General features: G+C 44.7%; 20 protein-coding genes. 9 read left to right on the forward strand and 11 right to left on the reverse strand.

The window, feature by feature from the left end:
• Positions 1–78 precede the first annotated feature (78 nt).
• Positions 79–2,469 carry a Lon protease family protein gene (locus ACMXYS_RS00165; protein ID WP_415882989.1) on the forward strand — a complete coding sequence of 797 codons (2,391 nt, stop codon included), beginning with the start codon at positions 79–81 and terminating at the stop codon, positions 2,467–2,469.
• Positions 2,470–2,658: 189 nt separating this feature from the next.
• Here the strand turns inward: ACMXYS_RS00165 and ACMXYS_RS00170 are convergent, their stop codons facing one another.
• From ACMXYS_RS00170 to ACMXYS_RS00180, 3 genes are all read right to left on the reverse strand, one after another.
• Entirely contained in the window at positions 2,659–3,765 is a 1,107-nt protein-coding gene (locus ACMXYS_RS00170) for an LbtU family siderophore porin (RefSeq protein ID WP_415897233.1), read from the reverse strand.
• A gap of 260 nt (positions 3,766–4,025) precedes the next feature.
• On the reverse strand, positions 4,026–4,658 hold the full coding sequence (locus ACMXYS_RS00175; RefSeq protein ID WP_415882991.1) for a hypothetical protein: 633 nt from the start codon (positions 4,656–4,658) through the stop codon (positions 4,026–4,028).
• Positions 4,636–5,178, reverse strand: a complete 543-nt coding sequence (locus ACMXYS_RS00180; RefSeq protein WP_415897234.1) for a gamma carbonic anhydrase family protein — start codon at positions 5,176–5,178, stop codon at positions 4,636–4,638. The genes ACMXYS_RS00175 and ACMXYS_RS00180 overlap by 23 nt, the downstream gene beginning before the upstream one ends.
• A gap of 118 nt (positions 5,179–5,296) precedes the next feature.
• Here ACMXYS_RS00180 and prlC point away from each other — a divergent pair, with 118 nt between their 5' ends.
• From prlC to ACMXYS_RS00195, 3 genes are all read left to right on the forward strand, one after another.
• Complete coding sequence (prlC, locus tag ACMXYS_RS00185; protein WP_415897235.1) at positions 5,297–7,333, forward strand: oligopeptidase A; 2,037 nt, start codon at positions 5,297–5,299, stop codon at positions 7,331–7,333.
• Positions 7,334–7,338: 5 nt separating this feature from the next.
• On the forward strand, positions 7,339–7,608 hold the full coding sequence (locus ACMXYS_RS00190) for a YheV family putative zinc ribbon protein (protein ID WP_415897236.1): 270 nt from the start codon (positions 7,339–7,341) through the stop codon (positions 7,606–7,608).
• A gap of 156 nt (positions 7,609–7,764) precedes the next feature.
• Positions 7,765–8,625, forward strand: coding sequence for a DMT family transporter (locus ACMXYS_RS00195; RefSeq protein ID WP_415897237.1), 861 nt, complete (start codon positions 7,765–7,767; stop codon positions 8,623–8,625).
• Positions 8,626–8,647: 22 nt separating this feature from the next.
• On the opposite strand, the gene znuB is transcribed toward ACMXYS_RS00195, so the two are convergent.
• Genes znuB through ACMXYS_RS00210 form a run of 3 tightly spaced genes read right to left on the reverse strand, consistent with a single transcriptional unit; the run spans position 8,648 to position 10,703 of the window.
• The gene (gene znuB / locus ACMXYS_RS00200) at positions 8,648–9,436 is read right to left on the reverse strand and encodes a zinc ABC transporter permease subunit ZnuB (RefSeq protein WP_415897238.1); all 789 of its coding nucleotides are present in this window, start codon (positions 9,434–9,436) and stop codon (positions 8,648–8,650) included.
• Positions 9,436–10,215: a zinc ABC transporter ATP-binding protein ZnuC gene (gene znuC, locus ACMXYS_RS00205; protein ID WP_415882997.1), complete on the reverse strand. Its 780-nt coding sequence runs from the start codon at positions 10,213–10,215 to the stop codon at positions 9,436–9,438. The genes znuB and znuC overlap by 1 nt, the downstream gene beginning before the upstream one ends.
• Entirely contained in the window at positions 10,215–10,703 is a 489-nt protein-coding gene (locus ACMXYS_RS00210; RefSeq protein WP_415882998.1) for a Fur family transcriptional regulator, read from the reverse strand. Before ACMXYS_RS00210 ends, znuC begins: the two co-directional genes overlap by 1 nt.
• Positions 10,704–10,769: 66 nt before the next feature.
• Here ACMXYS_RS00210 and ACMXYS_RS00215 point away from each other — a divergent pair, with 66 nt between their 5' ends.
• The gene (locus tag ACMXYS_RS00215) at positions 10,770–11,654 is read left to right on the forward strand and encodes a zinc ABC transporter substrate-binding protein (RefSeq protein ID WP_415897239.1); all 885 of its coding nucleotides are present in this window, start codon (positions 10,770–10,772) and stop codon (positions 11,652–11,654) included.
• Here the strand turns inward: ACMXYS_RS00215 and ACMXYS_RS00220 are convergent.
• The 3 genes from ACMXYS_RS00220 to ACMXYS_RS00230 all read right to left on the reverse strand — a co-directional run bounded on the left by ACMXYS_RS00220 (position 11,651) and on the right by ACMXYS_RS00230 (position 15,504).
• Positions 11,651–12,079: a response regulator gene (locus ACMXYS_RS00220; RefSeq protein ID WP_415883000.1), complete on the reverse strand. Its 429-nt coding sequence runs from the start codon at positions 12,077–12,079 to the stop codon at positions 11,651–11,653. The genes ACMXYS_RS00215 and ACMXYS_RS00220 overlap by 4 nt on opposite strands.
• Positions 12,080–12,367: 288 nt before the next feature.
• Positions 12,368–14,398: a putative bifunctional diguanylate cyclase/phosphodiesterase gene (locus tag ACMXYS_RS00225; RefSeq protein WP_415897240.1), complete on the reverse strand. Its 2,031-nt coding sequence runs from the start codon at positions 14,396–14,398 to the stop codon at positions 12,368–12,370.
• 104 nt (positions 14,399–14,502) lie between these two features.
• Positions 14,503–15,504: an ABC transporter substrate-binding protein gene (locus tag ACMXYS_RS00230; RefSeq protein ID WP_415883002.1), complete on the reverse strand. Its 1,002-nt coding sequence runs from the start codon at positions 15,502–15,504 to the stop codon at positions 14,503–14,505.
• 221 nt (positions 15,505–15,725) lie between these two features.
• On the opposite strand from ACMXYS_RS00230, the gene ACMXYS_RS00235 reads away from it, so the two are divergent.
• Entirely contained in the window at positions 15,726–16,910 is a 1,185-nt protein-coding gene (locus ACMXYS_RS00235) for an EAL and HDOD domain-containing protein (RefSeq protein WP_415897241.1), read from the forward strand.
• Positions 16,911–16,927: 17 nt separating this feature from the next.
• Here ACMXYS_RS00235 and ACMXYS_RS00240 read toward each other — a convergent pair whose 3' ends face one another.
• Together ACMXYS_RS00240 and ACMXYS_RS00245 are read right to left on the reverse strand one after the other, a co-directional pair.
• Complete coding sequence (locus tag ACMXYS_RS00240; protein WP_415883004.1) at positions 16,928–18,574, reverse strand: ATP-binding protein; 1,647 nt, start codon at positions 18,572–18,574, stop codon at positions 16,928–16,930.
• A 17-nt stretch (positions 18,575–18,591) separates the two neighbouring features.
• The gene (locus ACMXYS_RS00245) at positions 18,592–20,160 is read right to left on the reverse strand and encodes a DUF3369 domain-containing protein (RefSeq protein WP_415883005.1); all 1,569 of its coding nucleotides are present in this window, start codon (positions 20,158–20,160) and stop codon (positions 18,592–18,594) included.
• A gap of 348 nt (positions 20,161–20,508) precedes the next feature.
• Between ACMXYS_RS00245 and ACMXYS_RS00250 the strand changes: the two genes are divergently transcribed.
• The 3 genes from ACMXYS_RS00250 to ACMXYS_RS00260 all read left to right on the forward strand — a co-directional run bounded on the left by ACMXYS_RS00250 (position 20,509) and on the right by ACMXYS_RS00260 (position 22,365).
• The gene (locus ACMXYS_RS00250; RefSeq protein ID WP_415897242.1) at positions 20,509–21,072 is read left to right on the forward strand and encodes a hypothetical protein; all 564 of its coding nucleotides are present in this window, start codon (positions 20,509–20,511) and stop codon (positions 21,070–21,072) included.
• A 120-nt stretch (positions 21,073–21,192) separates the two neighbouring features.
• Positions 21,193–21,696: a DsrE family protein gene (locus ACMXYS_RS00255; RefSeq protein WP_415883007.1), complete on the forward strand. Its 504-nt coding sequence runs from the start codon at positions 21,193–21,195 to the stop codon at positions 21,694–21,696.
• A gap of 72 nt (positions 21,697–21,768) precedes the next feature.
• The gene (locus ACMXYS_RS00260; RefSeq protein WP_415897243.1) at positions 21,769–22,365 is read left to right on the forward strand and encodes a DUF2799 domain-containing protein; all 597 of its coding nucleotides are present in this window, start codon (positions 21,769–21,771) and stop codon (positions 22,363–22,365) included.
• The last annotated feature ends 133 nt before the right edge of the window (positions 22,366–22,498 follow it).

Here is a 22,498-nt window from a genome sequence, read left to right on the forward strand (position 1 = left end):
TGGGGCTCTTTCGCGGCGTATAACTGAAATACGAACACTACATAGTGTTAACTTTTCAGTCTGCTGCGGGAGTACCTTATGGTAACGGAAACCCGACTATCTACTGAGCAGCTATATTTTCGCTGCGATCCTGAATTACTACCTTTCAAAAACACGTCTACGCTTGAGCCTTTTTCTGGTTTCTTTGGCCAAACCCGTGCCATTGAGGCGATGGATTTTGGTATCGGCATGCGCCGTCCAGGCTATAACTTGTTTGTGATGGGTAATCCTCATACCGGACGTTTCTCCTTTGCGATGGAGAACCTCAAAACCACGGCGAAAAAAGAGAAAAAGCCGGGTGATTGGGTTTATCTAAACAATCTAAAAGATAATCGTAATCCTTTAGCGATTCCCTTCCCTGCTGGCAAGGCTCAGCAGTTTAAGCGTGATATTAAAAATATCATCGAAGCGGTGTTGTCAGAGATGCCAGCAGCCTTTGAAAGCCCTTCTTACCAGCGTAAGAAGAGTAAGATCGAACGTGAACTTAATCGTTATTATGATCAGGCAATAGAAGGTGTTGAGCGCGAAGCGCGTGAGCACAGCATTGCGGTTTACCGTGATGCGGGCAGTATCGGCTTTACTCCGGTTGCCGAAGGGCAAGCGATGGATGAGGCGGTCTTTTCGCAGTTACCTGAAGAGATTCGTGATGGCTTTACTAAAGCTATCTCTGATCTCGAAGATAAGTTAAACGAAGCGCTAACAGGCCTACCTCAGTGGCGACGTGAGGCAGCTGAAAAACTGAAGAATCTTGATCGTGATACCACACGGCAGTCGATCTCCCCGCTTTTCCAACCTTTGAAAGATAAGTACGCCAATATTGCGGCGGCGACTGACTATCTGTCAGAGATGGAAACGTCGCTAGTTAAAAACTGTGCTGAAATTGTCGGCGATGAAAAGCTAATCGAACCACTTACTGATGCTAGTCGCCGTGCTTATTTAGAGAGCAATTACGGCGTTAACCTGCTTGTAGATAACGATAAGGTTAAGGGTGCTCCTGTCGTTTACGAAGCGCACCCTAGCTATGAGAACTTGTTTGGGCGTGTAGAGTACACATCCGAAATGGGTGCTCTATCAACGACCTACAAACTTATTCGCCCTGGTGCTCTGCACAGAGCGAATGGAGGTTACCTTGTACTGGAAGCAGAGAAGTTGCTGGAGCAACCTTTTGTTTATGGGGCGTTAAAGCGAGCGTTAAAGTCTCACGAGATTAGGATTGAAAGCCCTGCGAGTGAATACGCTGGGATCAGTACCATCACCCTTACACCACAGGCGGTACCGCTTTCAGTGAAAATTGTGCTGATCGGTGCGCGCAATATTTATTACCTCCTACAAGAACTTGATCATGACTTTGAGAAGATGTTCAGAGTTGTGGTGGATTTTGATGAGGATGTAAAACGAACACCTCAGTCTATTAGGCATTATGCACGCTTGATGAAAACCCTAGCCGATGAAGAGGGGTTAGCACCGCTGACCCGTCGAGCAGTGGCGCGTTTGGTCGAGCATAGTTCGCGTCAGGCCGAAGATCAGGAATTATTATCCGCTCATATTGGCGAGCTGGTTGATCTGCTTTGTGAAGCTGACTTCAAGCGGGTTAAAGAGGAAGATGAACTGATCAACGCTGATCATGTCGAGATGGCGCTGAATGCGAAAGAGCGTCGTACTTCTCGGATGTCGGAAAAAATCGAAGAAGGCATTCTGAACCAAACGGTTTTGATTGATACCCAAGGTGAAGCCGTCGGTAAAACCAACGGTTTAACGGTATTGCAAGTGGGTGATGTCGCTTTTGGTACACCTGCGCGTATTACAGCAACGGTTCACCCGGGTAATCGTGGTATTGTGGATATAGAGCGCGAGGTTGCCTTAGGTCAGCCGATCCACTCAAAAGGCGTTTTGATTCTATCGGGATTCTTAGGCCATCAATATGCACAAGACTTCCCTTTGGCGATCTCGGCTAGTATCGCCTTGGAGCAATCATACGGCTATGTTGACGGTGATAGTGCATCTTTAGCAGAGGTCTGCACCCTTTTATCAGCGTTGACACATATACCGATTAGTCAGAGCTTCGCAACTACAGGATCTATCAACCAGTATGGCGAAGTACAGGCGATTGGTGGTGTAAACGAGAAAATAGAGGGGTTCTTTAATCTCTGTAAAACCCGCGGACTTACGAGCGAACAAGGGGTCATTATTCCTAAAGCCAATGTGCGCAATCTTATGCTCAAAGAAGAGGTTGTCGAGGCTGTTAAGGAGGGGTTATTCTCTGTCCATGCGGTTGGTCATGTGGATGATTGCTTAGAGATTTTAATGGGTAAGAAGCCGGGTAAACGCAAGGCCGATGGTACGTTTACGCAACGTAGTATTAATGCTCAAGTGGTTAAGCGTTTACGGGAAATTTCTTCGGCTAAGCTAGACGCTAAGTCGAACAAATAAGGTTTGGAAAAGCTCCTTCTAAAGGATTTAATTCCTTAGGAGCGTTCCCTGCCAAAGTGATAACAGATATCATTAACAGTAATGTTTACAGAATATCTGTCTGTACAGAGTATTGTGACGACCAGCGCTGATGATTGAAGGGGGATTCAGCGTTGGTCAGTCACATTTTAACAACTAGCTAAGCCTAGCTTAGAAAGTCGTTGTTACTGCAATATTTAGGATATCGCTATCTGTGTCGCTGTAAGCTTCTTCGCGAACATATTCCGCAGTCACTTCAGCATTTTCACCTAGAGAACGCGTTACACCCAGCGCTACGCGCTTTTCAGGTAGTTCGTAGTCGATACCTGCAGCATCATCGATATCTTCAGCTTCATCAGATTCGCTGTAACCTAGGAAAAGCGTACCGTCCGCGCCTAGGATCTGTGTTCCGTAGCCTGCACCTAAATGTAGGAAGCTTGGCTCGCCAGCCAAGTTAGATTTACCTAGCTGGATATACTCAGCAAACAACGCCAAGTCATTCGCTTCTACCAATGCATTTACGCGCCATGCATCGATTTTCTCAGTTAGACCGCCTAGCTCAGAAAAAGGACCTGCGGCATTGGCAACATCCGTCACATAGCCTGCTCCAAGAGAAACACCATTACTGAATGTAGTGCCTAAATTAATACCAAACGTATCTAAACCTTCGTTACCTTCTGCAGAGTTGTTAAGCACGTAGGTATCTAGCTGAATCATCTCATGTTGGTAGCTGAGCATCGCTAGACCCTCTTTTGCATCGAAAATGTCGAATGCAATTGGGTCTGTAAATGCTGCAGAATCACCTACCAGTAGAGGGTGAGCCGCTTTACCCAGCGTGAAGCTTAGAGGGTTATCTTCAGAGCCAATCACTACGTATGCTTCAGCAAGGTCCAGTTTTTCGTCTGCAGATAGGTATTCGATTAGCGTAGAAACTTTAACGTTTTCGTTAATATCAGCAGCGATTTCAAGTTCGAAAGTATCAACTAAAACATCACCAACGCTGTTTTCGCCATCAGTCTCAACTTGCTGTGCTAGCAAGGTTACTTCGCCGCCTACGCTAACGTTCTCAGCAAAGCCACCGTTTGATGGAGTAGCAGCTTGAGCTTCAGTTTTTTGTTCTAGCTTTTGTGTTGTTGCTTGCTGAGTAGCAAGCTGTGCTTCCAGTTGAGCAATGCGTGCTTTCATTGCTGCTAACTCTTTAGCAACATCGGTAGCAAACGCAGGTGTTGCTGATGTCATAGCTGCAGCAACCAGCGTGGCGATCGTGGTCTTTTTCATGTTGTTCCCTTCTATTAAGTTGTTAACAGCCTTGTTTGCTACAAGCGATTCACTTATCTCAGCAAATAAGACGTCGTAGTTTTTAAAATGTTCTTAATCGGTTCAGAAATTGGCAGTTTACTTTCTGGGCCAAATAGATATCCACAGGCGCTTAACCTGCTGAAAATAAAGCTCAAAATGTAAAGAATGTAAGGTATTGGTGGGCGATACTAATGGTATTGATAATTATTATCAACTGGTGGTTGAATTATAACCAGTAATTATTCATCAGGGTCAGCGCCGGTTAGCCAGTTATCCACAGGCGTAATCCAAGCGGGTTCAGCGTTAGCACCAAACCAAGAGTCCACAGCAAAGGCTTGCTGAGTATCTAGTTGAACGATAGTAGCGCTGTTATGGGGCGCATTTAACGTGAAGGGGCCACGGTGAACATTTCCGCCTGGTCGGTGGAAATGTAAGAGGTTCATCTGCTGTAAGATTAAAAGGTAACGCGTTGTATTGAGGCTCTCAGCAACACAATCCAATTGATTTGAACGACTGATAAAGGAGGTGTTATTAGCTGCTTGATCACCAAAAGTGCGTAGTTTTGGGCCGGTGATTCTTTCAAACAGACCGATACCTGTAGCGATCCTTAAGCGCTCTTCCTCTGCTGTAACTGCTGGTGGTGAGAAGTGCTGACGAACTTGGTCTAGCTCATCAGTATAAAACTGTATTGAAGATCTTCGATCGCAACCAAAACTTTTACAAAGGGAATAGCGTTTCCCCTCCTCCGTATCAGAGACCTCTACCTCATAGGAGTTAACCCAAGTAGTAGGGGAACTCTGGATATTATAGCCACAACCGCTTACAAGCAGCGTGGCCAGGATCAGACTGTTAGCCTGCGTAATCTTCTTCAAGGTGCTTATCCTTAAGTTTCACATAGTTTCCAGCAGTATAACTGAAGAAAGAGCGCTCTTTTTCTGTGAGTTCTCGCTGTTGTTTTGCAGGACGGCCAACGTAAAGGTAGCCGCTTTCTAGTTTTTTACCTGGTGGCACTAGGGAGCCCGCGCCGATAATCACTTCATCTTCAATTACCGCGCCATCCATAACCATTGCACCCATGCCCACTAAAACTCGGCTACCAATGGTGCAGCCATGTAGCATCGCTTGATGGCCAATGGTGACGTCATCGCCAATGATCAATGGGAAACCATCTGGGTTATAGGGGCCTGCATGGGTGATATGTAGGACTGAACCGTCTTGTACGCTGGTGCGTGCGCCAATACGAATACGGTGCATATCACCACGGATTACGGTGAGTGGCCAGATCGAGCAATCGTCACCAATCTCGACATCTCCAAGTACAACCGCGCTAGGATCAATAAAAACTCGCTCTCCTAGTTTGGGAGTGAAGCCTTGATAAGTACGTACATTCATAATTATTGCTCGCTAGAAATTGGGAAGTATCTATTATGAAATAGCTTAGGGGAATTGAAAAATTAAGATTTAGTCCCATGTATTAGGAACGATATCTCGCCGATGGAGCTAGCTTTATATGAGTAACCCAATGCTTGAACCACAGTTGTTACCAGCATTTAGTCAGATCAAACCTGATCAAATCGAAGCCGCAATCGATCAATTGCTGGCAGACAGCAGAGCAACGGTTGAACGTATTCTACAAGAACTGTCTGTACCTAGCTGGGATTCTCTAGTTGCCCCTCTTGAAGAGATGAATGACCGTTTAGCTAAAGCCTGGTCGCCTGTTTCGCACATGAATTCGGTGGTGAACAGTGATGAGCTACGTGATGCCTACAATGCGTGCTTGCCTAAACTGTCCCAATACTGGACGGAGATGGGTCAGCATCAAGGTCTCTACCAAGCATTTAATCAGCTTGCTGAAAGTGAGCAATTTACTCAGTTAAGTGAAGCGCAGCAGAAAGTAGTCAACAATACTCTACGTGATTTCCGTCTATCCGGTATCGCTCTGAATCCAGAAGAACAGCAGCGTTACGCTGAGCTGCAACAGAAGCTGTCTGAGCTGACGACTAAGTTTTCTGAAAACGTTATGGATGCCAGCGATGACTGGAGCAAACTACTGACCTCAGAGTCTGATCTTGCGGGCCTTCCGCCTATGGCGTTAGCGGCAGCGAAGCAGATGGCTGCAGCGAAAGAGCAAGAGGGTTGGTTGGTGACACTGGACTTCCCTTCTTACCTCGCAACGATCACCTATGCGGATGATCGTGAACTGCGTAAAGAGATATACACAGCCTTCTCTACCCGCGCATCTGATCAGGGACCGGGCGAAGGTAAATGGGACAATACAGAGGTTATCTCTCAGTTATTAGAGCTACGTTTAGAGCTGGCACAGTTGCTCGGCTTTGGTAACTACGCTGATTATTCGTTAGCGACCAAGATGGCTGAAAATACCGATCAGGTTGTGCAGTTCTTAAAGGATCTTGCTGAGAAAAGCCTACCCGTAGCTAAACAGGATTTTGAGCAACTGTTCGAGTTTGCGAAAGCTGAATTTGGCGCAGAAGACCTGCAAGCTTGGGATCTAGCTTACTACGGCGAGAAACTGAAGCAGGCGAAATACTCTATTTCTGAAGAGCAGATCCGCCCCTACTTCCCTCTTCCAAAAGTATTGGAAGGTCTATTTGCGGTTACCGGTAAACTGTTTGATATCGAAATGCGTGAAGTCGAAGAGTTCGACCGTTGGCATGATGATGCGCGCCTATTTGAAATTAGCCGCAATGGTGAAGTGATCGCTCGCTTCTTTATGGATCTGTATGCCCGTGAAAAGAAACGTGGCGGCGCTTGGATGGATGATTGCCGTGTGCGTCGTCGCCTAGATGATGGTTCTCTGCAGCTACCAGTGGCTTATTTGGTATGTAACTTCAGCTCTCCAGTAGGAGATGATCCAGCCCTTCTGAATCACAATGAAGTAACCACCCTATTCCATGAGTTTGGCCATGGTCTGCATCACATGCTGACCCAAATTGAAACGGCTGACGTAAGTGGTATTAATGGTGTGGCTTGGGATGCAGTTGAGCTACCAAGTCAGTTCCTTGAGAACTGGTGCTATGAGCCAGAAGCGCTGGCGTTGATCTCTGGTCACTATCAGACAGGTGAAACGCTACCACAAGAGTTGTTGGATAAGATGCTGGCGGCACGTAACTTCCAGTCAGGCATGATGATGGTGCGCCAGTTGGAGTTCTCTTTGTTCGATTTCCTTTTACACCGTGATTACCAGCCGGGAGAAACGGTTGTTCAAGAGGTTTTGAATAAAGTACGTAGTCAGGTAGCCGTGATTACCCCGCCTGCGTTTAACCGCTTCCAGCATAGCTTTAGCCATATTTTTGCGGGTGGCTATTCTGCAGGTTACTACAGTTATAAATGGGCAGAGGTTCTATCGGCAGATGCATTCTCCCGTTTCGAAGAAGATGGCATCTTTAATACAGATACTGGTGCAGATTTCCGTAAGAACATTCTAGAAATGGGCGGTTCTCGCGAACCTATGGAGCTGTTTGTAGCGTTCCGCGGTCGTGAACCGCAAGTTGATGCACTACTCCGTCACAGTGGAATTACCGAGTAATTAAAATGACAGTTATTAAACGATTTATAGCGGGTGCTGTTTGCCCGCGATGCGGTGAGATGGATTGTATTCGCACTTACCGTGATGAAGAGCGTGAGTACAAAGAGTGCGTGCGTTGTGATTACGAAGATTCCATGCGTTTAGATGGTGAACCAGATATCGCTGTAGAAGAACTGGAAACACGCGTCAATCGTGAAAATAAGCCTGAAATTGAGGAGGGCGCGCAGCCCCTGATGTTTACGGCAAATCCCGGTGCTAAACGGAAAGACCACTAACAACAAGATAGGGGCTATTAAACCCCTATTTTTTTGAACCTTTTAGTCTAGTAATCAGATGCCTGCATACCCGGTCAGATTGACAATGATCTCGTTTGCGAGGGCTTATCTGGTATGATCCCGCACTTATCACTTTCGGTTTAAAGTCCCTGAATCATGTCTATAACTGCCGTTCCCATCGCTATTCGCTATATGTTGCTATCTGCGCTTGGATTTGCCTTGATGGCTGCTTGCGTTAAAGCGGTGTCGGGTTACGGTATTCCGGTTCTAGAGATTGTGGCGGCAAGAGCTTTAGTATCGCTAGGCCTGAGTTACTTGGATGTAAAACGTAAACGCATCTCTATTTGGGGGCAGCATAAGCCGCTCCTGCTGGCACGAGGTATCGTTGGTGCGTTAGCGTTAGTTTGCGTTTATTACTCTGTCACGACCCTCTCATTAGCTGACGCAACGGTATTGCAGTATACCTATCCGGCATTTACTGCGGTCTTAGCGTTGCTGTTTCTGGGAGAGCGGATCAAGCTAGCGACGATGCTTTGTATGTTGCTCAGTTTTGTCGGGGTGATTGTGATGATGCGACCGGGTGAAGCGGGATTAATTGGTTTACCGATGTTAAGCCTGTTCGCTGCGTTAGCGGGGGCTTTAGGGAGTGCCATCGCTTATGTGATCGTACGTAAACTAAGTCAAACGGAAGATAGCTCTGTCATTATCTTTTATTTCCCGCTGGTGGCGTTACCAACCTCGTTATTGCTGTTGGGCGGTGACTTTGTTGTGCCTGGAATGGAAGCGCTGTTACTTCTGCTGTTAGTGGGTGTATTTACTCAAGTTGGGCAGATTGGATTAACTAAAGCGATGGCAGCAGAAGAGGCAGGCAAGGCGAGTGCTTATGCTTATGTTCAGGTTATCTTCTCTGCAATTCTGGGTGTGATCTTTTTTGAAGAGATTCCTACTTTGTGGACCATCATCGGCGGCTGTTTGATTCTGGCAGGTGCGTTAATCAACGCCTTATGGAAGCGCTGATTAACATATCTGGAATGTTGTGCTAAATCGCTCGGCGTAAAGGCAACGTGTAAAGCAGAACAAAAATCAGCAGGGATACCACCACAACCGATGGGCCGGCGGGTGTATCGAAATGCCATGATAGCCCTAAACCACCACCTACTGACAAACTACCGACGATAGCTGCACCGATGGCCATCTGCTCAGGGCTTTGGGCTAAACGCCTTGCGGCAGCTGCAGGAATAATTAGCAGAGACGTTATTAGTAGTAAGCCTACAATCTTCATTGCTACTGCGATTATGACAGCAATTAATAGCATCAAGGCTAAGCGTGTCCAGGCAACATTTACCCCTTCAACATGGGCCAGCTCTTCATTGATGGTGATCGCCAAGAGTGGTTGCCAGAGGAGTTTTAACAGTACCAACGCGAGGAGGCCACCTCCGTAGATCCAATAAAGATCTTCTAAACCGACAGCAAGCAGATCACCAAATAGGTAAGACATCAGATCTACCCGAATCTCTAGCAGAGAGACGGCAACTAAGCCTAAAGAGAGCGAACTATGAGCCATGATGCCCAATAGAGTATCTGTAGCTACCATCCGTTGCCTTTGCATCGCGACCAAAATAAGGGCGAGGGCGACACAGCAGAAGATCACGGCTAGGTTGAGGTTTACTTGCAGCATAAAGCCGACAGAAACTCCAAGTAGAGCGGAGTGAGCGAGTGTGTCACCAAAATATGCCATGCGACGCCACACTACAAACGAACCTAGTGGACCGGCAATAACCGCAACACCAATACCGCCTAGCAGGGCATATAAGAGGAAATCAGGCATTAACAACCGCCCTTACAATCATGATCAGAGATAATATCGCCATGATCATCGTGGCGATGGTTATGGTGGTGGCTATAAACGGCTAACTGCTCGCTACCTTGTATGCCAAATAGCTCGGTAAATGATGGGTCATTGGTGACATGTTCTGGGTGACCAGAGCAGCAAACATGATGGTTGATACAAACCACATGATCTGTTGCTGCCATCACAAGATGAAGGTCGTGACTAACCATTAAAACACCACAACCACGTTCATCACGGATGCGCGCAATCAAGTTATACAGTTCTAACTGACCGTTAATATCGACCCCTTGTACAGGTTCATCTAACACCAGCAGATGAGGATCGCGGAGTAGGGCACGGGCAAGTAAAACGCGCTGCATCTCACCGCCTGACAGATTGTGTACAGCCTGCTTAAGTAGTTTCTCAGCACCTACATCAGTCAGCGCGGCCACGATTTTTATTGGATCTTTACACTGAGTTGTTCGCAGGAAACGATCAACAGTCAGGGGGAACGTGTTATCGATCTGTAACTTCTGTGGCATGTAGCCGATGCGCAGGCCATCTTCTTGCCACAAACTGCCACTATCAGCTTTGAGTAGGCCGAGCACTACACGGACTAGGGTTGTCTTACCCGCTCCATTTGGGCCGATCAGTGTGGTGATACAGCCACGGTGAAGCTCGGCGTTAATATCTTGCAATACGTGCTTTTGACCAAAGGAAAGGTTGATATTTTCGAGTTTGATCAGCGGCTCATGTGTATGTGGCGAGGGACTCACTAGGCTGCACTCTGTTGGCAACTTGGGCAGACACCCAGTACTTCAATCGATTGTTTCTCGGGTTTAAAACCTAAGCTATCTGCTTGTTTCTGGATATCTTGGCTCACCTTTCGCGTATCAATCTCTACTGCGTTATTGCATACACGACAGATCAGAAAGGAGCCTTCATGATGATCACTTGGGTGAGGACAACCGATATAAGCGTTCAGTAAAGCGATACGGTGGACTAAGCCTTGTTCCTGTAAGAACTCTAGCGCTCGATAAACTGTAGGAGGCGCTGAATTAAAGCCAGCAGCGGCTAGTTCGGGTAGAAGTTCGTAGGCACCAAGCGGTTTATGACTCTGCCAGATAGTTTTTAAAACCAGCTCGCGAATAGGCGTAAAACGCAGGTTACGCTCGTTACAAAGTGAGCGTGCATCTTCCAATGCTTGTTCTATACATCCGTGGTGATCATGTTCAGGATGAAAGGCTAGATCAGTATGTGCCATAGCATTCTTACCCTATAAGTTTGTGTTATATTGTAACCCTTAATCTTCAGAGATGTATTGCGAAAGATGAAAAATATTACTCTACTTTTTTTAACACTTTTTGCTGCGAGTACAGCGACTGCTGATCAACCGATTCAGGTGGTAGCGAGCGTTAAGCCATTGCAGCTAGTTGTTGAAGGTGTGGTAGGTGAATTAGGGGAGGTTGATTCCCTGATCCCTGCGGGCAGCTCACCACATCATTACTCTCTAAAACCCTCTGATTTACGCAAGCTAAACACTGCTGATCTAGCGGTTTGGGTTGGCCCCGATATGGAGCAGTTTTTAAGCAAAGCACTAGAACGTTCCAAAGTTCCAACCGTGCAGCTTTTAGAGGGTTCAGGAGAGGGGCATCACGATCATCATGAGCACCACGGTCATGATGAACATGATCATCACAACCATGCTGTCGATCCTCACGTTTGGATGGACCCGGTAAAAATGCTGAAGGCTGCGGCAGAGATTAAAAAAGCCCTCGTGAAGCTTCACCCAGAACAGGCGGAGCAATTAAACAGCAATTACCAACAATTTGCGGCAGATATTTTGGCTACGGATCGTGCGATTCAGGCTCAGTTAGCGACTGTCAGAGAGAAAGGTTTTATCGTATTCCATGATGCCTTTGCTCCCTTTGTTGAACATTATGATATGAATCAGCGTGGCTACTTCACGGTTGATCCTGCTCGTGCGCCGGGTGCGAAAAAGTTACAAGCGATTCAAACCATGCTTAAGGAAGATCAAGTAGGCTGTATCTTCACTGAGCCGCAGTTCGAAGCGAAGGTAATTCAGCGAATTGTGGCTAAGCAGCCAGTGAAACTGGGTAAGCTAGATCCTCTTGCGATCGATATTACTTCTGAACAGGGATATACAGGCTTCCTGAAGCAGCTTGCGAACAATATGGAAACCTGTCTGCGTTAAGCGTAAGAGATGTCTACAGGGTGCTCGAGTAGATCGTTAATACGGGCACACAGCGTCGAGGGTTGATAGGGTTTAACCAAATACCCATCAACCCCGACCGTAATACTTTCATGGATTAAATCGGCTTCGGCATGGGCGGTCAGCATTACAAAAGATACTTTCCTAAGACGCTGATCTGCTCTGATTTGGCGCAGTAACTCTATGCCGTTCATCTCTGGCATATCCCAGTCACAAATCACCAGATCAATATTCATCAGTTTTAAGCGTTTTAACGCTTCTTGTCCGTTTGGGCTTTCAACAAACTTACGAAACCCCATCTCTTTAAGTGTGGTTCGAGTAATCATGCGCATTGATTGCATATCATCGACGATCAAAACTACGGCTTTTTCTGGCGGTACAGTTATTTGGCGTTTTTTACGAGTCATAATTCAAAGGTCTACGATAAAGCCTAGAGGTGTTGGTATATCTAGTCCGCTGATAATACTTTCCTTTTAGGTAAGGCCCAATAGCCTAAAATGCAAAATTTTCAGTGTTTAGTATTCTTTTTATTCAGATCAAATATGATGTTGTTTTGTATTCACTCTCTAGCATGTGGTTTATATAATTCACCGCCCTTTGAGCGAATGTAGTGGAATCGTTAGCTACGTTACCTTCAGGTGTTAGTGCTATCACTAGTGTGGGAGTTTGAGCCTCCCCGTTTGCATCAGTCTAGGCTAATGTTCTTCTACTTCGTGTTTCTGTTTTAAGCCTAAATATCGCTGTTCAAATTCTTTGGCTTCCATTGGCTTGCCAAAAAGATAACCTTGTACCTGATTACAGCCTTCTGTTTTTAATATATCTACTTGATCTTGTTGTTCGACACCTTCGGCAATGACTGTTAATTTCAGGCTGTTTCCCAAAGCGATTATTGCTTGGCAAATAGCATAGTCATCAGGTTCTTCATCTAGACCATCAATAAACGATTTATCGATTTTTAACTTGGTTAGGGGCAAACGTTTCAAATAGGAGAGTGATGAGTAACCGGTACCGAAATCATCCAAAGCTAAACGTAATCCGTAGCGCTTTAGTTGATTTAGTTGCTGAATCGCCTCTTCAGGGTCATTAAGTATGCAGCTTTCGGTGATCTCCAATTCGAGTAGCTGAGGCGGGAAATCTGTTTTTTTGAGTACACTTTGTACCTGTTGCGGAAGTTGTTGGTGTTCTAATTGTTTCGCTGAAATATTAACAGCCAGTAATAGCTCCGTTGCGCCTTGATCCAACCAGGTTTTTACCTGTTGGCAAGCTTGCTCTAGTACCTGCGTGCCTAACTGTTGAATCAGCCCTTTCTCCTCAGCTAACGGAATAAACTTGTCGGGTGTGATTAAACCTTGTTTTGGATGATGCCATCTAGCTAAAGCTTCGATACCGACCAGCTTATGGGATGAAATATCAAATTGAGGCTGGTAGTAGACTGATAACTGTTTGAGTTTAAGTGCTTCTCTTAGGTCGCCTTCTAACTCCAGCCAAGTCAGCGCATGTTGATTCATGCCTTTATTGTAAAAATTAAAGCAATTTCCTCCTGCTTGTTTGGCTTGGTACATGGCGGTGTCAGCATTTTTCATCAGTGCAATCGCTTCTGTACCATCATTCGGGTAGACACTAATACCTATACTGGCATTCAGATATAGAGTGTGCCCATCGTATTCATAAGGAGTTTCTAAGCAGGCAATTAATTTACGGGCAAGTTCTGCTGCGTCATCTAGTTGATAGAGTTGGTCGATAATGACGGTAAATTCATCTCCTCCGATTCTTGCTAAAAGATCGGAACGGCGCAGGGTTTTATTAAAGCGGCTAGCCATCTCAACTAGAACAGCATCACCGGTGCTATGACCTAGAGAGTCATTGATGTGTTTGAATTTATCCAGGTCGATAAAAAATATGGCCGCCAAGTTTTGATTATCTCGACAGCGCTGGATAGTTTGGCTCAAGTTGCGCATAAATAAGGATCGGTTGGAAAGACCAGTAAGGCTATCCTGCTCTGCTAAGCGTTTTAACGTATGCTTTTGTTTTTCTAATTCAGAGGTGCGTTTATAAACTTCAGTCTGCAATTGGTCGATAGAAACCGTGCTATGTTGGAGTTGTTCAGTCATCTCATTAAAGTGGGCGGCAAGGCTTCCAATTTCATCGCTATGTTCTGCTTCAATACGACAGCGAGTATTGCCTTGAGCAAGTTCCTGAATCCCAGCTTCGATCTGTTCTAATCGGCGGCGGAATAGACGTAGAGTGAGGAAAGTAGCAATTGCAATTAATATGGATAGGCTCAGTAGTACGGACTGAATAATTGCAGCTTTTTCTTGGATGTACTGCTGTGCATTGGCCAGAGCGCGGTGTTCAAGGCGAAAGCTTTCTTCACTCATGCTCAATAGGGTTGTATCCAACCGATCAAGTAGATAGTTATGACTGTTTAATTGGTTGCGCGATAGTGTAGGAGACCCATGTACATGGGTCATGCGCTTGTAGAGTGAATTAATGCTCTCATTTTGGTGGCGTAAACTTTGAATATAGGTTTGTTCATCCTGTCCAAAAGGCTCTAACTCATCTAAATACGTCTGTAATTGCCTTTGAATACGAAAGCCTCTCTCGATAGATTCAAGGTCTTTATAGCGTTCATGCAGTCGAAATTGGCTGCGTAGGGCGTTAGTTTCGACTTGGATACGTGAGATGGCATCTATACGCTGAAACAGTGATGCTCTGTGAGCATCCATCCAACCTAAACCAAGAAGCATGCTTAAACAGAGTAGGATAGTGAGTAGCGTTAATATAATAAGCCTAGTTCTTATAGTCATTGTTTAAATAGTTATCCTCTGACTTACAATGAAGATGCGTGTGGATCTATCTTTTGTAATGCTGTTGCATCAAAAAATTGGATAAAGTCAGGAGTTGCCTCACTGATAACTAATTTTGATTCAATAGCCCAACGTGCTTGCTGCTCGATTGAGCTTACTTGCGATTGATTCAATGACAGCTTGAATAGGTAGTCCTGCCAGATCCAGTCAATAAAGGCCTGACTCAATTTCAGCTTTTCTCTAAGAATCATCTGAGATTCCTCTGGATGCTCTGCAATGTAGTGCACTGCTTTATTTAAGGCCGCTAATATCTTCTGTTCATTGGCTATGTTGTCGGTATCGCCTTTTAATCCCACCAAATTAAAACTGAGGTTATAAAGTCCTTTTGTATCTAAAGGGCGAGCAGGGTTGTTTCTGTTAGACGCAGAGGTAAATGCGTAAGGCTCCCAAACGGATATGGCTGAGACTTCTCCTAAACTGAGCGCCTTGGGGAGGTCTACTACGCTGTAGTGCTTGGTCGATACTTGATTGGGGTCTACGCCAGATAGGGTGAGCCAAGTATGTAGAAAATACTCACTGGCACTGCCTTTAACAATGCCTACTGTCTTGCCTATTAGATCCTGAGCCGTGGAGATTCCACTACCTGATAGGCTCATTAATTTGATGTCATTGTCTGACTCAACAAAGCTACTGAACACAGTAAAGTGATCATATTTAAAGCCATTGAACATAATGACTGAGTTGGAAGAAGTTGCTAGATCTACCTCGTTATTTAGCAGTGCTGAAAAGCACTTGGTGCCACCAGCGAGTGGAACCAGTTCGGCATTGATTCCTTCAGCAGTAAAGAAGCCTTTTTTTTCTGCAATATAAAAGGGTGCAGATAAAGGGGTAGTTGAGACTGCAATCTTTACCGAAGGCAGTGATTCTTTAGTTAAAATTTGTGAGTCAGTTGATTGATATCCGACGAATAAGATAGCAACAACTGCGATGGCTAAGGCGATTCCCACCTTGATGAATCCATTCATGTTGGCCTCAAAAGACTAATACAGTGATGATCGAAGGTTTTTGATTAACTAATGTTTAGTATTTGCTCAGAAATGGTGGAGCGCAAGGCGCTAAGAGTATTTTCATTATAAATTGTAGGGAAAATCCTATAGCTGTTGCTTAGGATCAATAGGTTTAGGTATTTAGCTTATTCTGGCATGGGATTAGAATGGTAGAGCTACTTTTTGTATATAGGTAAGAGATGAATCAGCCGGTACTTTTTTCTAGGCAACCTATTTTTGATGCCCAATTAAATACTTATGCTTACCAATTGGTATCTGCTTACGAGCAACCTGATGCCGGGAACCGTGGCTCTAATACCGCAGAGATCGTTGTTAATGCATTTAGCAATCTATTGGATCATGGCCATGTAAAGTGCCTTCCTGCATGGGTAAAGGTGGATGCCTCTTGGTTATATGACGCACAATTTCCTGAATTACCTGTCGAATCTTTAGTATTTGATTTGACCTCTGATGCGCTATCAGTCCCTAACCTAGAAGAGATTCTTAAGAATTTAGCTGATCAGGGTTACCGGATCTCTATGCCTATAGAGTTTGATACAACCCTATATCAATTTGCTCACATTATACGGTTAGATTGCCAGCAATATAGTGGTGACTCTCTTGCGGAGCACACCCTCAAGCTCAAGCAGCAACGAGGTCTTAAATTACTAGCAGATAATGTTGCCGACTTTGAGCAGTATGAACGTTGTAAATCAGCCGGTATTGATCTGTTTATGGGTTGGTTTTTTGCTGAACCGCAGCTAGTTAGTGGAAGAAAGCTAGCACGTAATGAGTTAGTTATGTTTCAGTTAATTGGGGAAGTGAATAGTCCTGATGCCACAGTTGATTCAATCGAACAGATCATACAGCGTGATCCAGAACTCGTTGCTAGTTTATTAAAATTGGTGAACTCCGCTGCTCTTGGTGGTCGTCGAACCATTGCTAGCATATCTGAAGCGGTAATTAATATCGGTTTACTTGAACTGAAAAAGTGGGTGCTGTTGTTTGCGCTTTGCCATAACAAACAGGTACCAAGCGAGTTGATCGGGCTGTTATTGATCAAAGCGAAGATGTGCCAGTTGATGACGGAAAAGCATAACCATGTGGACTCCGGCACCGCTTTTATGACGGGACTTCTCTCAGGGATAGATGCTGTTCTAGGTATCCCTTTACCTGAGTTGTTGGAGCAGTTACCCGTTCAAGTTGAAGTTAAGCGAGCGGTGCAGGGTGGAAATAACCCATTGGGTAAACTGCTCGCTCAAACTGAAGCTTATATTAGGGCAGACTGGGAACTGTTACCTAAAGGAGAAGAATTTCATTTCGTGGCAGATTGTTATACCAAATCGGTTACCTGGAGTTCTGATCTTCTAAAAGAACTGAGTTAGCTCAGTCCTGCTTCTGCTTAGGCTAGCTGTTCAGGGGAGCTGTGCTCCTTAGCTTCTAGAGGCATGGTCACGCGAATGTGAAAGCCGGGCTGGTCAGCGTTAATCAGCTCGATTTTCCCACCTAATTGTTGATAGACGATATTAAACACAATCGACATGCCTAAACCGCTGCCACCTTTACCTCTTTTAGTGGTGAAAAATGGCTCGAAAAGCTTTTTGCTCTCTTCTAACGATAAACCACGACCATCATCGTGGTATTCCAGCATGGCATTATGTTCATCTGCATAAGCGCGAACTTTAATGTTGCCGCCCTCTTTGCCTTCAAACCCATGTATGGTCGAGTTATTGATTAGATTGCTCAATATATGGTGAAGCGCGCCAGGATAGCTGTTTAAGTTTATGTCCTCAGGCATATCTATATGGAAGTTCACATTCTGATGTTTGTATTGCGGATAGATGGTTTGAATCGATGACTCAAGGTAGGTTTTAAGATTGAATTGCTGTTTAGCATCGAAACTTTGATCGGTCGCGATTAATTTAAAGCTAGAGATAAGCTTGCTGGCTTTAATAATATTCGCTTCAAAGAGCGTACTGGATTCATCTATACCATCTAAAAAGTCAGTTAAGTCTGACTGCGTTAGTTTACCTTCAGTGAGTTTTTTTCGAATATCTTTACTGTGTTCGCCCTGAAAACTAGCTGCTGTTCGGCAAACCCCTATAGGTGTATTAATCTCATGGGCTACGCCCGCCACCATATTTCCCAAAGCGGCCATTTTCTCGGTTTCTACCAATAGATCTTGAGCGGAACGAAGTTCGGTCATTGAATCTTCTAGCTGCTGTGTACGTTCTTTAACTTTATCTTCCAGTGTCTCTTTATATTCACGTTCAGTTTCTAGCAACGCATCCCTCTGTTCCACTAACTCCTGTAAGTGGAGCTTGTTTTCGTTGAGCTCTTGGTATGAGTTGTAGATGCTATCTCTCATTTCGTTAATGCTGACTGCTACAGTATCGATTTCATCGTATTTTTCTGGTGGATTTCGTTTATTTAGCGATAGTGGCTTGGAAAGAGTGAATACGTCCATATCGCGTAAGTAGCTAGAAATAGCTTGCAGGTGACGGGTGATATGAAGCCAGACAACAAGCAGAATAAAACCTGCTACTAGGAACGTTTTAATACCGTTACTAATCAGGATAACCCCCGCTTTGCTGATCAAACGGTTGTAAACATTATCTATGCTGGCGGTGACTCGAAGCTGTCCAATATTTTGTGTATTGATGCCTGGAGCACTGTACTCAAGAGGAAGATCTATGGTTCGGGTGGCGCGTGAAATGGGTTTACCTTGTTCCCAACTAGTCTCGCCATCGACCAATATAGAAACGTACTCTATGTCTGGCAGTTGGCTCAGTCCGACCAATTGGGTTTCTATCTGGGAATCATCTAAAGACCACACACTTAGAGTGATCGCCTGTAAGTAGGATGTTTGTATATTGTTGAATTGCTGCTCGATTCGACTGATATCAGCATGGTAGTCCAGAGCAAGCTGCAAGCTGGTGCTAAAAAGGGTGAAAAATGAGCTAAATACAATGATCAGAACCGCAAAGCGCTTACCCAGCCGGCCTGAGATTATCTTGGATGAAACTTTCTTTGGTGAGGTTTCAAACATAGCTTCGGTATCATCCGTTAATCAGGGAAGCGTTCACATATTTGCAAAATCGCATCCAAGTTTTTTTGGAATAATGTAATTAGCTGAGGATCGAACTGTTTGCCGCTTTGCTCCTCCAGCAGGGCGAGCGTTTCTTCTAAAGGCCAATCCTCTTTGTAACAGCGTTTGCTATTGAGTGCGTCGAAAACATCCGCGACAGCAGTGATTCTGCCCGAGAGTGGAATCTCATCTCCAGACAGCCCTCTCGGATAGCCTGTACCATCCCATTTTTCATGGTGTGCGCCAGCAATGCGAGCAGCTAATTGAAATATAGGCCTTTCTGAATGACTTAGCATAGTTTCGCCAATCTCAGCATGAGTCTGCATTACTTTCCACTCATCCGGATCGAGCTTGGCCGGTTTGTTTAGAATTGCATCTGGAATAGCTATCTTGCCAAGATCATGCAGAGGTGAGGCCAAGCGTATATTTTCCACAAACATCTGATTGGTGCCGTAAGCTTCCGCAAGTAGAGCTGATATTTCTGCGACACGCTTAACATGCCCGCCCGTTTCCTTAGAGCGTTTCTCAACCGCCTCCCCTAAGATGTAGATCAGTTCTGCTTGGGTATCCTGAATTTCCTCTTTCAGGAGTAGGGTGTGGTAAGTCGCGATCACATCTGCACTGAATATTTCTAGCAAGTGTTTGGCGTGTTCATCAATATCATTGTGGTGTTTAATGTAGAGGAGGCTTTCAGTACCAGAACTACCTGAATGATAAGCGATATAGCCGTCGAGGGTATGAATAGAACTTTTCTCTCTTAGGGCTTGGCTAAAAACTTTTTGTAAGTCTTCTGGCAGTTCATCTTCATGATATTGGGTCATTGCAGACTCAATATTTTTCTCGACAGAAGCTTCATGCATTAAGGGTTCTAATGCCCCCGTGGCGGCTAGCACAGTAAATTGGGTGGTATCTCGATAAATGCGTCGAGTACAGCAATAAATTGAATCGGGTTCAAAATTCAGTAGTGAAATCAGTTGATTTAGAATTGCTGAAGCTAATCTACTGAGAGAGTTAACTTGGTTAATTTGGCCCATGGCATGAATCACGGTTTCAAGTGATTTGCGTTGGCGGTCTATGGTTTTGATATCACGATAAGAACGCAAAGAAGAGTAGAGTAGGGTTTTAAGCTTAGTACCTGTTAACTCAGTTTTATCTTTGTAGTCATTGATATCGTATTCTTGGATAACCTGCTCTTCTGGTGCTTGCCCTGGCTGACCTGTACGCAAAACGATACGTGTCATATGGTTTGCAAACTCATCTCGTATGGTCCGAACCAGCTTTAAGCCTGCATCATCGGTTTCCATCACAACATCGACTAATGCAAGGGCGATATCGGTGCCATGTTTTTTGCAGAGGTCACGGGCTTCCGTTGCTGATTGAGCTTCAAGTAATTCGATTGGGCGGTTATCAAAGGTTACATTTTTTAGAACGAGGCGAGTAACGCGATGCACGCCCTCCTCATCATCTACGATCAGTACTTTCCAAGGCGATATTCCTTTATCTGGAACTGATGATTCTTCAGCGGCGAAAAGTAAAGTGTTGGTCATCGCATCTTCCTGCTACTACTAAGAGGGTGTGACTTACCCTGAGTAAGTGTAGCCCATACCTAACAATAGGATAGGCTCGGTTGCTATGTCGGACGAATTTACCTTTCCTTGCATACTACCCTTATCCATACTGAATTGTGAACAAAAAATCATCAGCTCGTTTTGGCATACACCATAATTAATTTATTAAATATTTATACACGCGGGTTAAATCAGTACCCAAGTACCATGGTTAATTAGTAGATGCTGAATAAACTGAGATTAAAAGGAACCTCCGAGTAAAACTGACATCAAATGCGTACAGATATTATTCGTAGGCTTATCAACATTACCGGTGGGGAGGTAAGTATGTTGGGTCGAGTTCGGAAAGGATTAGTAACGCTATCAGCTGGTTTCTTGCTTATGTCGGGGGGCTTGCAGGCTGCGCCACTAGATGGCAAAAAAGATATCTTATTAGTGGATAAAAAAGGTCAGCCCATTGTTGTAGGGACTGTGCACTTTAAGCCAGATGAGTCCGGCAGCCACTACAAGCTCCATATGGATCACGATAAATTTCGTGATTATTTTCTCTCTATGAAAGAGATGAAATGTCTAGAAGGCCCAGAATTGTGGTGTCATCTTGCATATCCGTATAAACAACCAAATAGGGTCACTCAAGACGATTTAAGTTGGTTGTCACATGATTTGCTGTTTATGTTTAAGAAAAAAGAGGAGTTTGGCGCGAACTTCTGGAACGGCATCTACTATCACATGAAAGTTGAAGGCGATGAAATTCGAGGTGAGGCGCAAGCTGTAGATTTGAATGTGCTGGCTTCACCGCCGGATGATCTTAACGTACCGCCTATGAATGAAGGTGAGCGTGATGAGATTGACCGCACTAAGCGTTGGTTGCCCGATCTGATTATCCGTTAATAGCTGTTGGCGCGTAAATCAGAGTTCTTTTTGATTGAAAACCGGAGGTGAGATACCACCGGTTTTTTTGTTACTGTTTGCAGACTGTTTTGCATGAATTGATGGAATAAAGAGGGTCTTATGCATAAGTGCTTACAAGGAATAAAGTTCGTTAGCTTTTTATTGCTCTTTACGATCACCAGTATCAATGCGGAGCAAAAATATAATGATGCAGCGGCGCTTAATGGTATCGAACAAGCCAAAGGCGTGTTTTTAATTGACTTTAAAACGGCCAAAACCACCGCGTTCTACATGGATTTAATTGTGGGCACTTATGATGGTTTTAAACGCCAGGGCGTTGAGCCTGAGATTGTCGTCGTGGTCATTGGTCCAACCGTGCAGTTTTTAAGTAAAGAGGCCAAGCCGGAATTAGCATTTGAATATGAAGAGTCATTCGATTCGATTCAGCAGAGTATCAAGGCTCTGGCAGCACGAAATGTCCGCATCGAAATCTGCGCCATCGCCACAGATGTGTTTGACGTTGATAATGACAAACTCCCTCAAGAGCTTGATGTCGTCGCTGACGGCTTTATCTCTCTGATCGGTTGGCAGACACAAGGCTACAAGTTAGTACCGGTCTTTTAACTTAGTATTAGCTGCTTTGTGTTCAGCTTGAGTAAGTTAAATTTGCTTATTTCCATCGAAGGTTTGTCTGTTATGCGTTCATTGATATTGGCATCGTTGTTTGTGATTTTGCCAGGCTGTGCCAGTTTAAGCCAAGAAGAGTGTCTTACAGGGGATTGGCAAGGAATTGGCTATAGAGACGGTTTACAGGGTAAAGCAGAAGCTTATCTGGCTGAACACCAATCTGCCTGCGCTGAATATCGAGTGAGCCTAAATCTTGAGGATTACCTTCACGGGCGAAACGAGGGACTGAAAAGATATTGTCAGCCTGACAATGCCTATCGTTTAGGTCGCCAAGGTGCCACATATGCTTATGTTTGTCCGGTTGAATTAGAGGGCGCTTTCATAGCTAAATACCAACAGGGACGAGAGGTTTACCAGCAAGAAAAAGCGGTTAAATCACTGGAAGCTGATATTCGTAAAAATAAAACCGCACAAAAGAAGCTTAAAGATCAGATTATCAAAACAGAAACTAAATTGGTGGCAGAGGGTAAAAGTCGTAGTGAACGTCAGCGCCTTTTGGATGACCTTAAGGACATGGAGCAACGCTTACCCAACTTAAAAGCTGAGCTTTTTCGTATGGAATTGAAACTGCTACGGGAAAAAGCAGCACTGCAAAAATTGCTTTGAGTGTGATCAGCCTACAGGTTTTTTTAGGGCATCAATCTTAACCAGAGTCTTTGGTCGATAAAGGTGTGAAATTCTCCTGTCGGAAAGCTAAATTAGGCTATGCTTTAAGGAATGGAATTCTTAAGCAGGTTGT

It is taken from the genome of Neptuniibacter sp. QD57_21, assembly GCF_047778075.1.
In the GTDB taxonomy this organism is placed as follows: domain Bacteria; phylum Pseudomonadota; class Gammaproteobacteria; order Pseudomonadales; family Balneatricaceae; genus Neptuniibacter.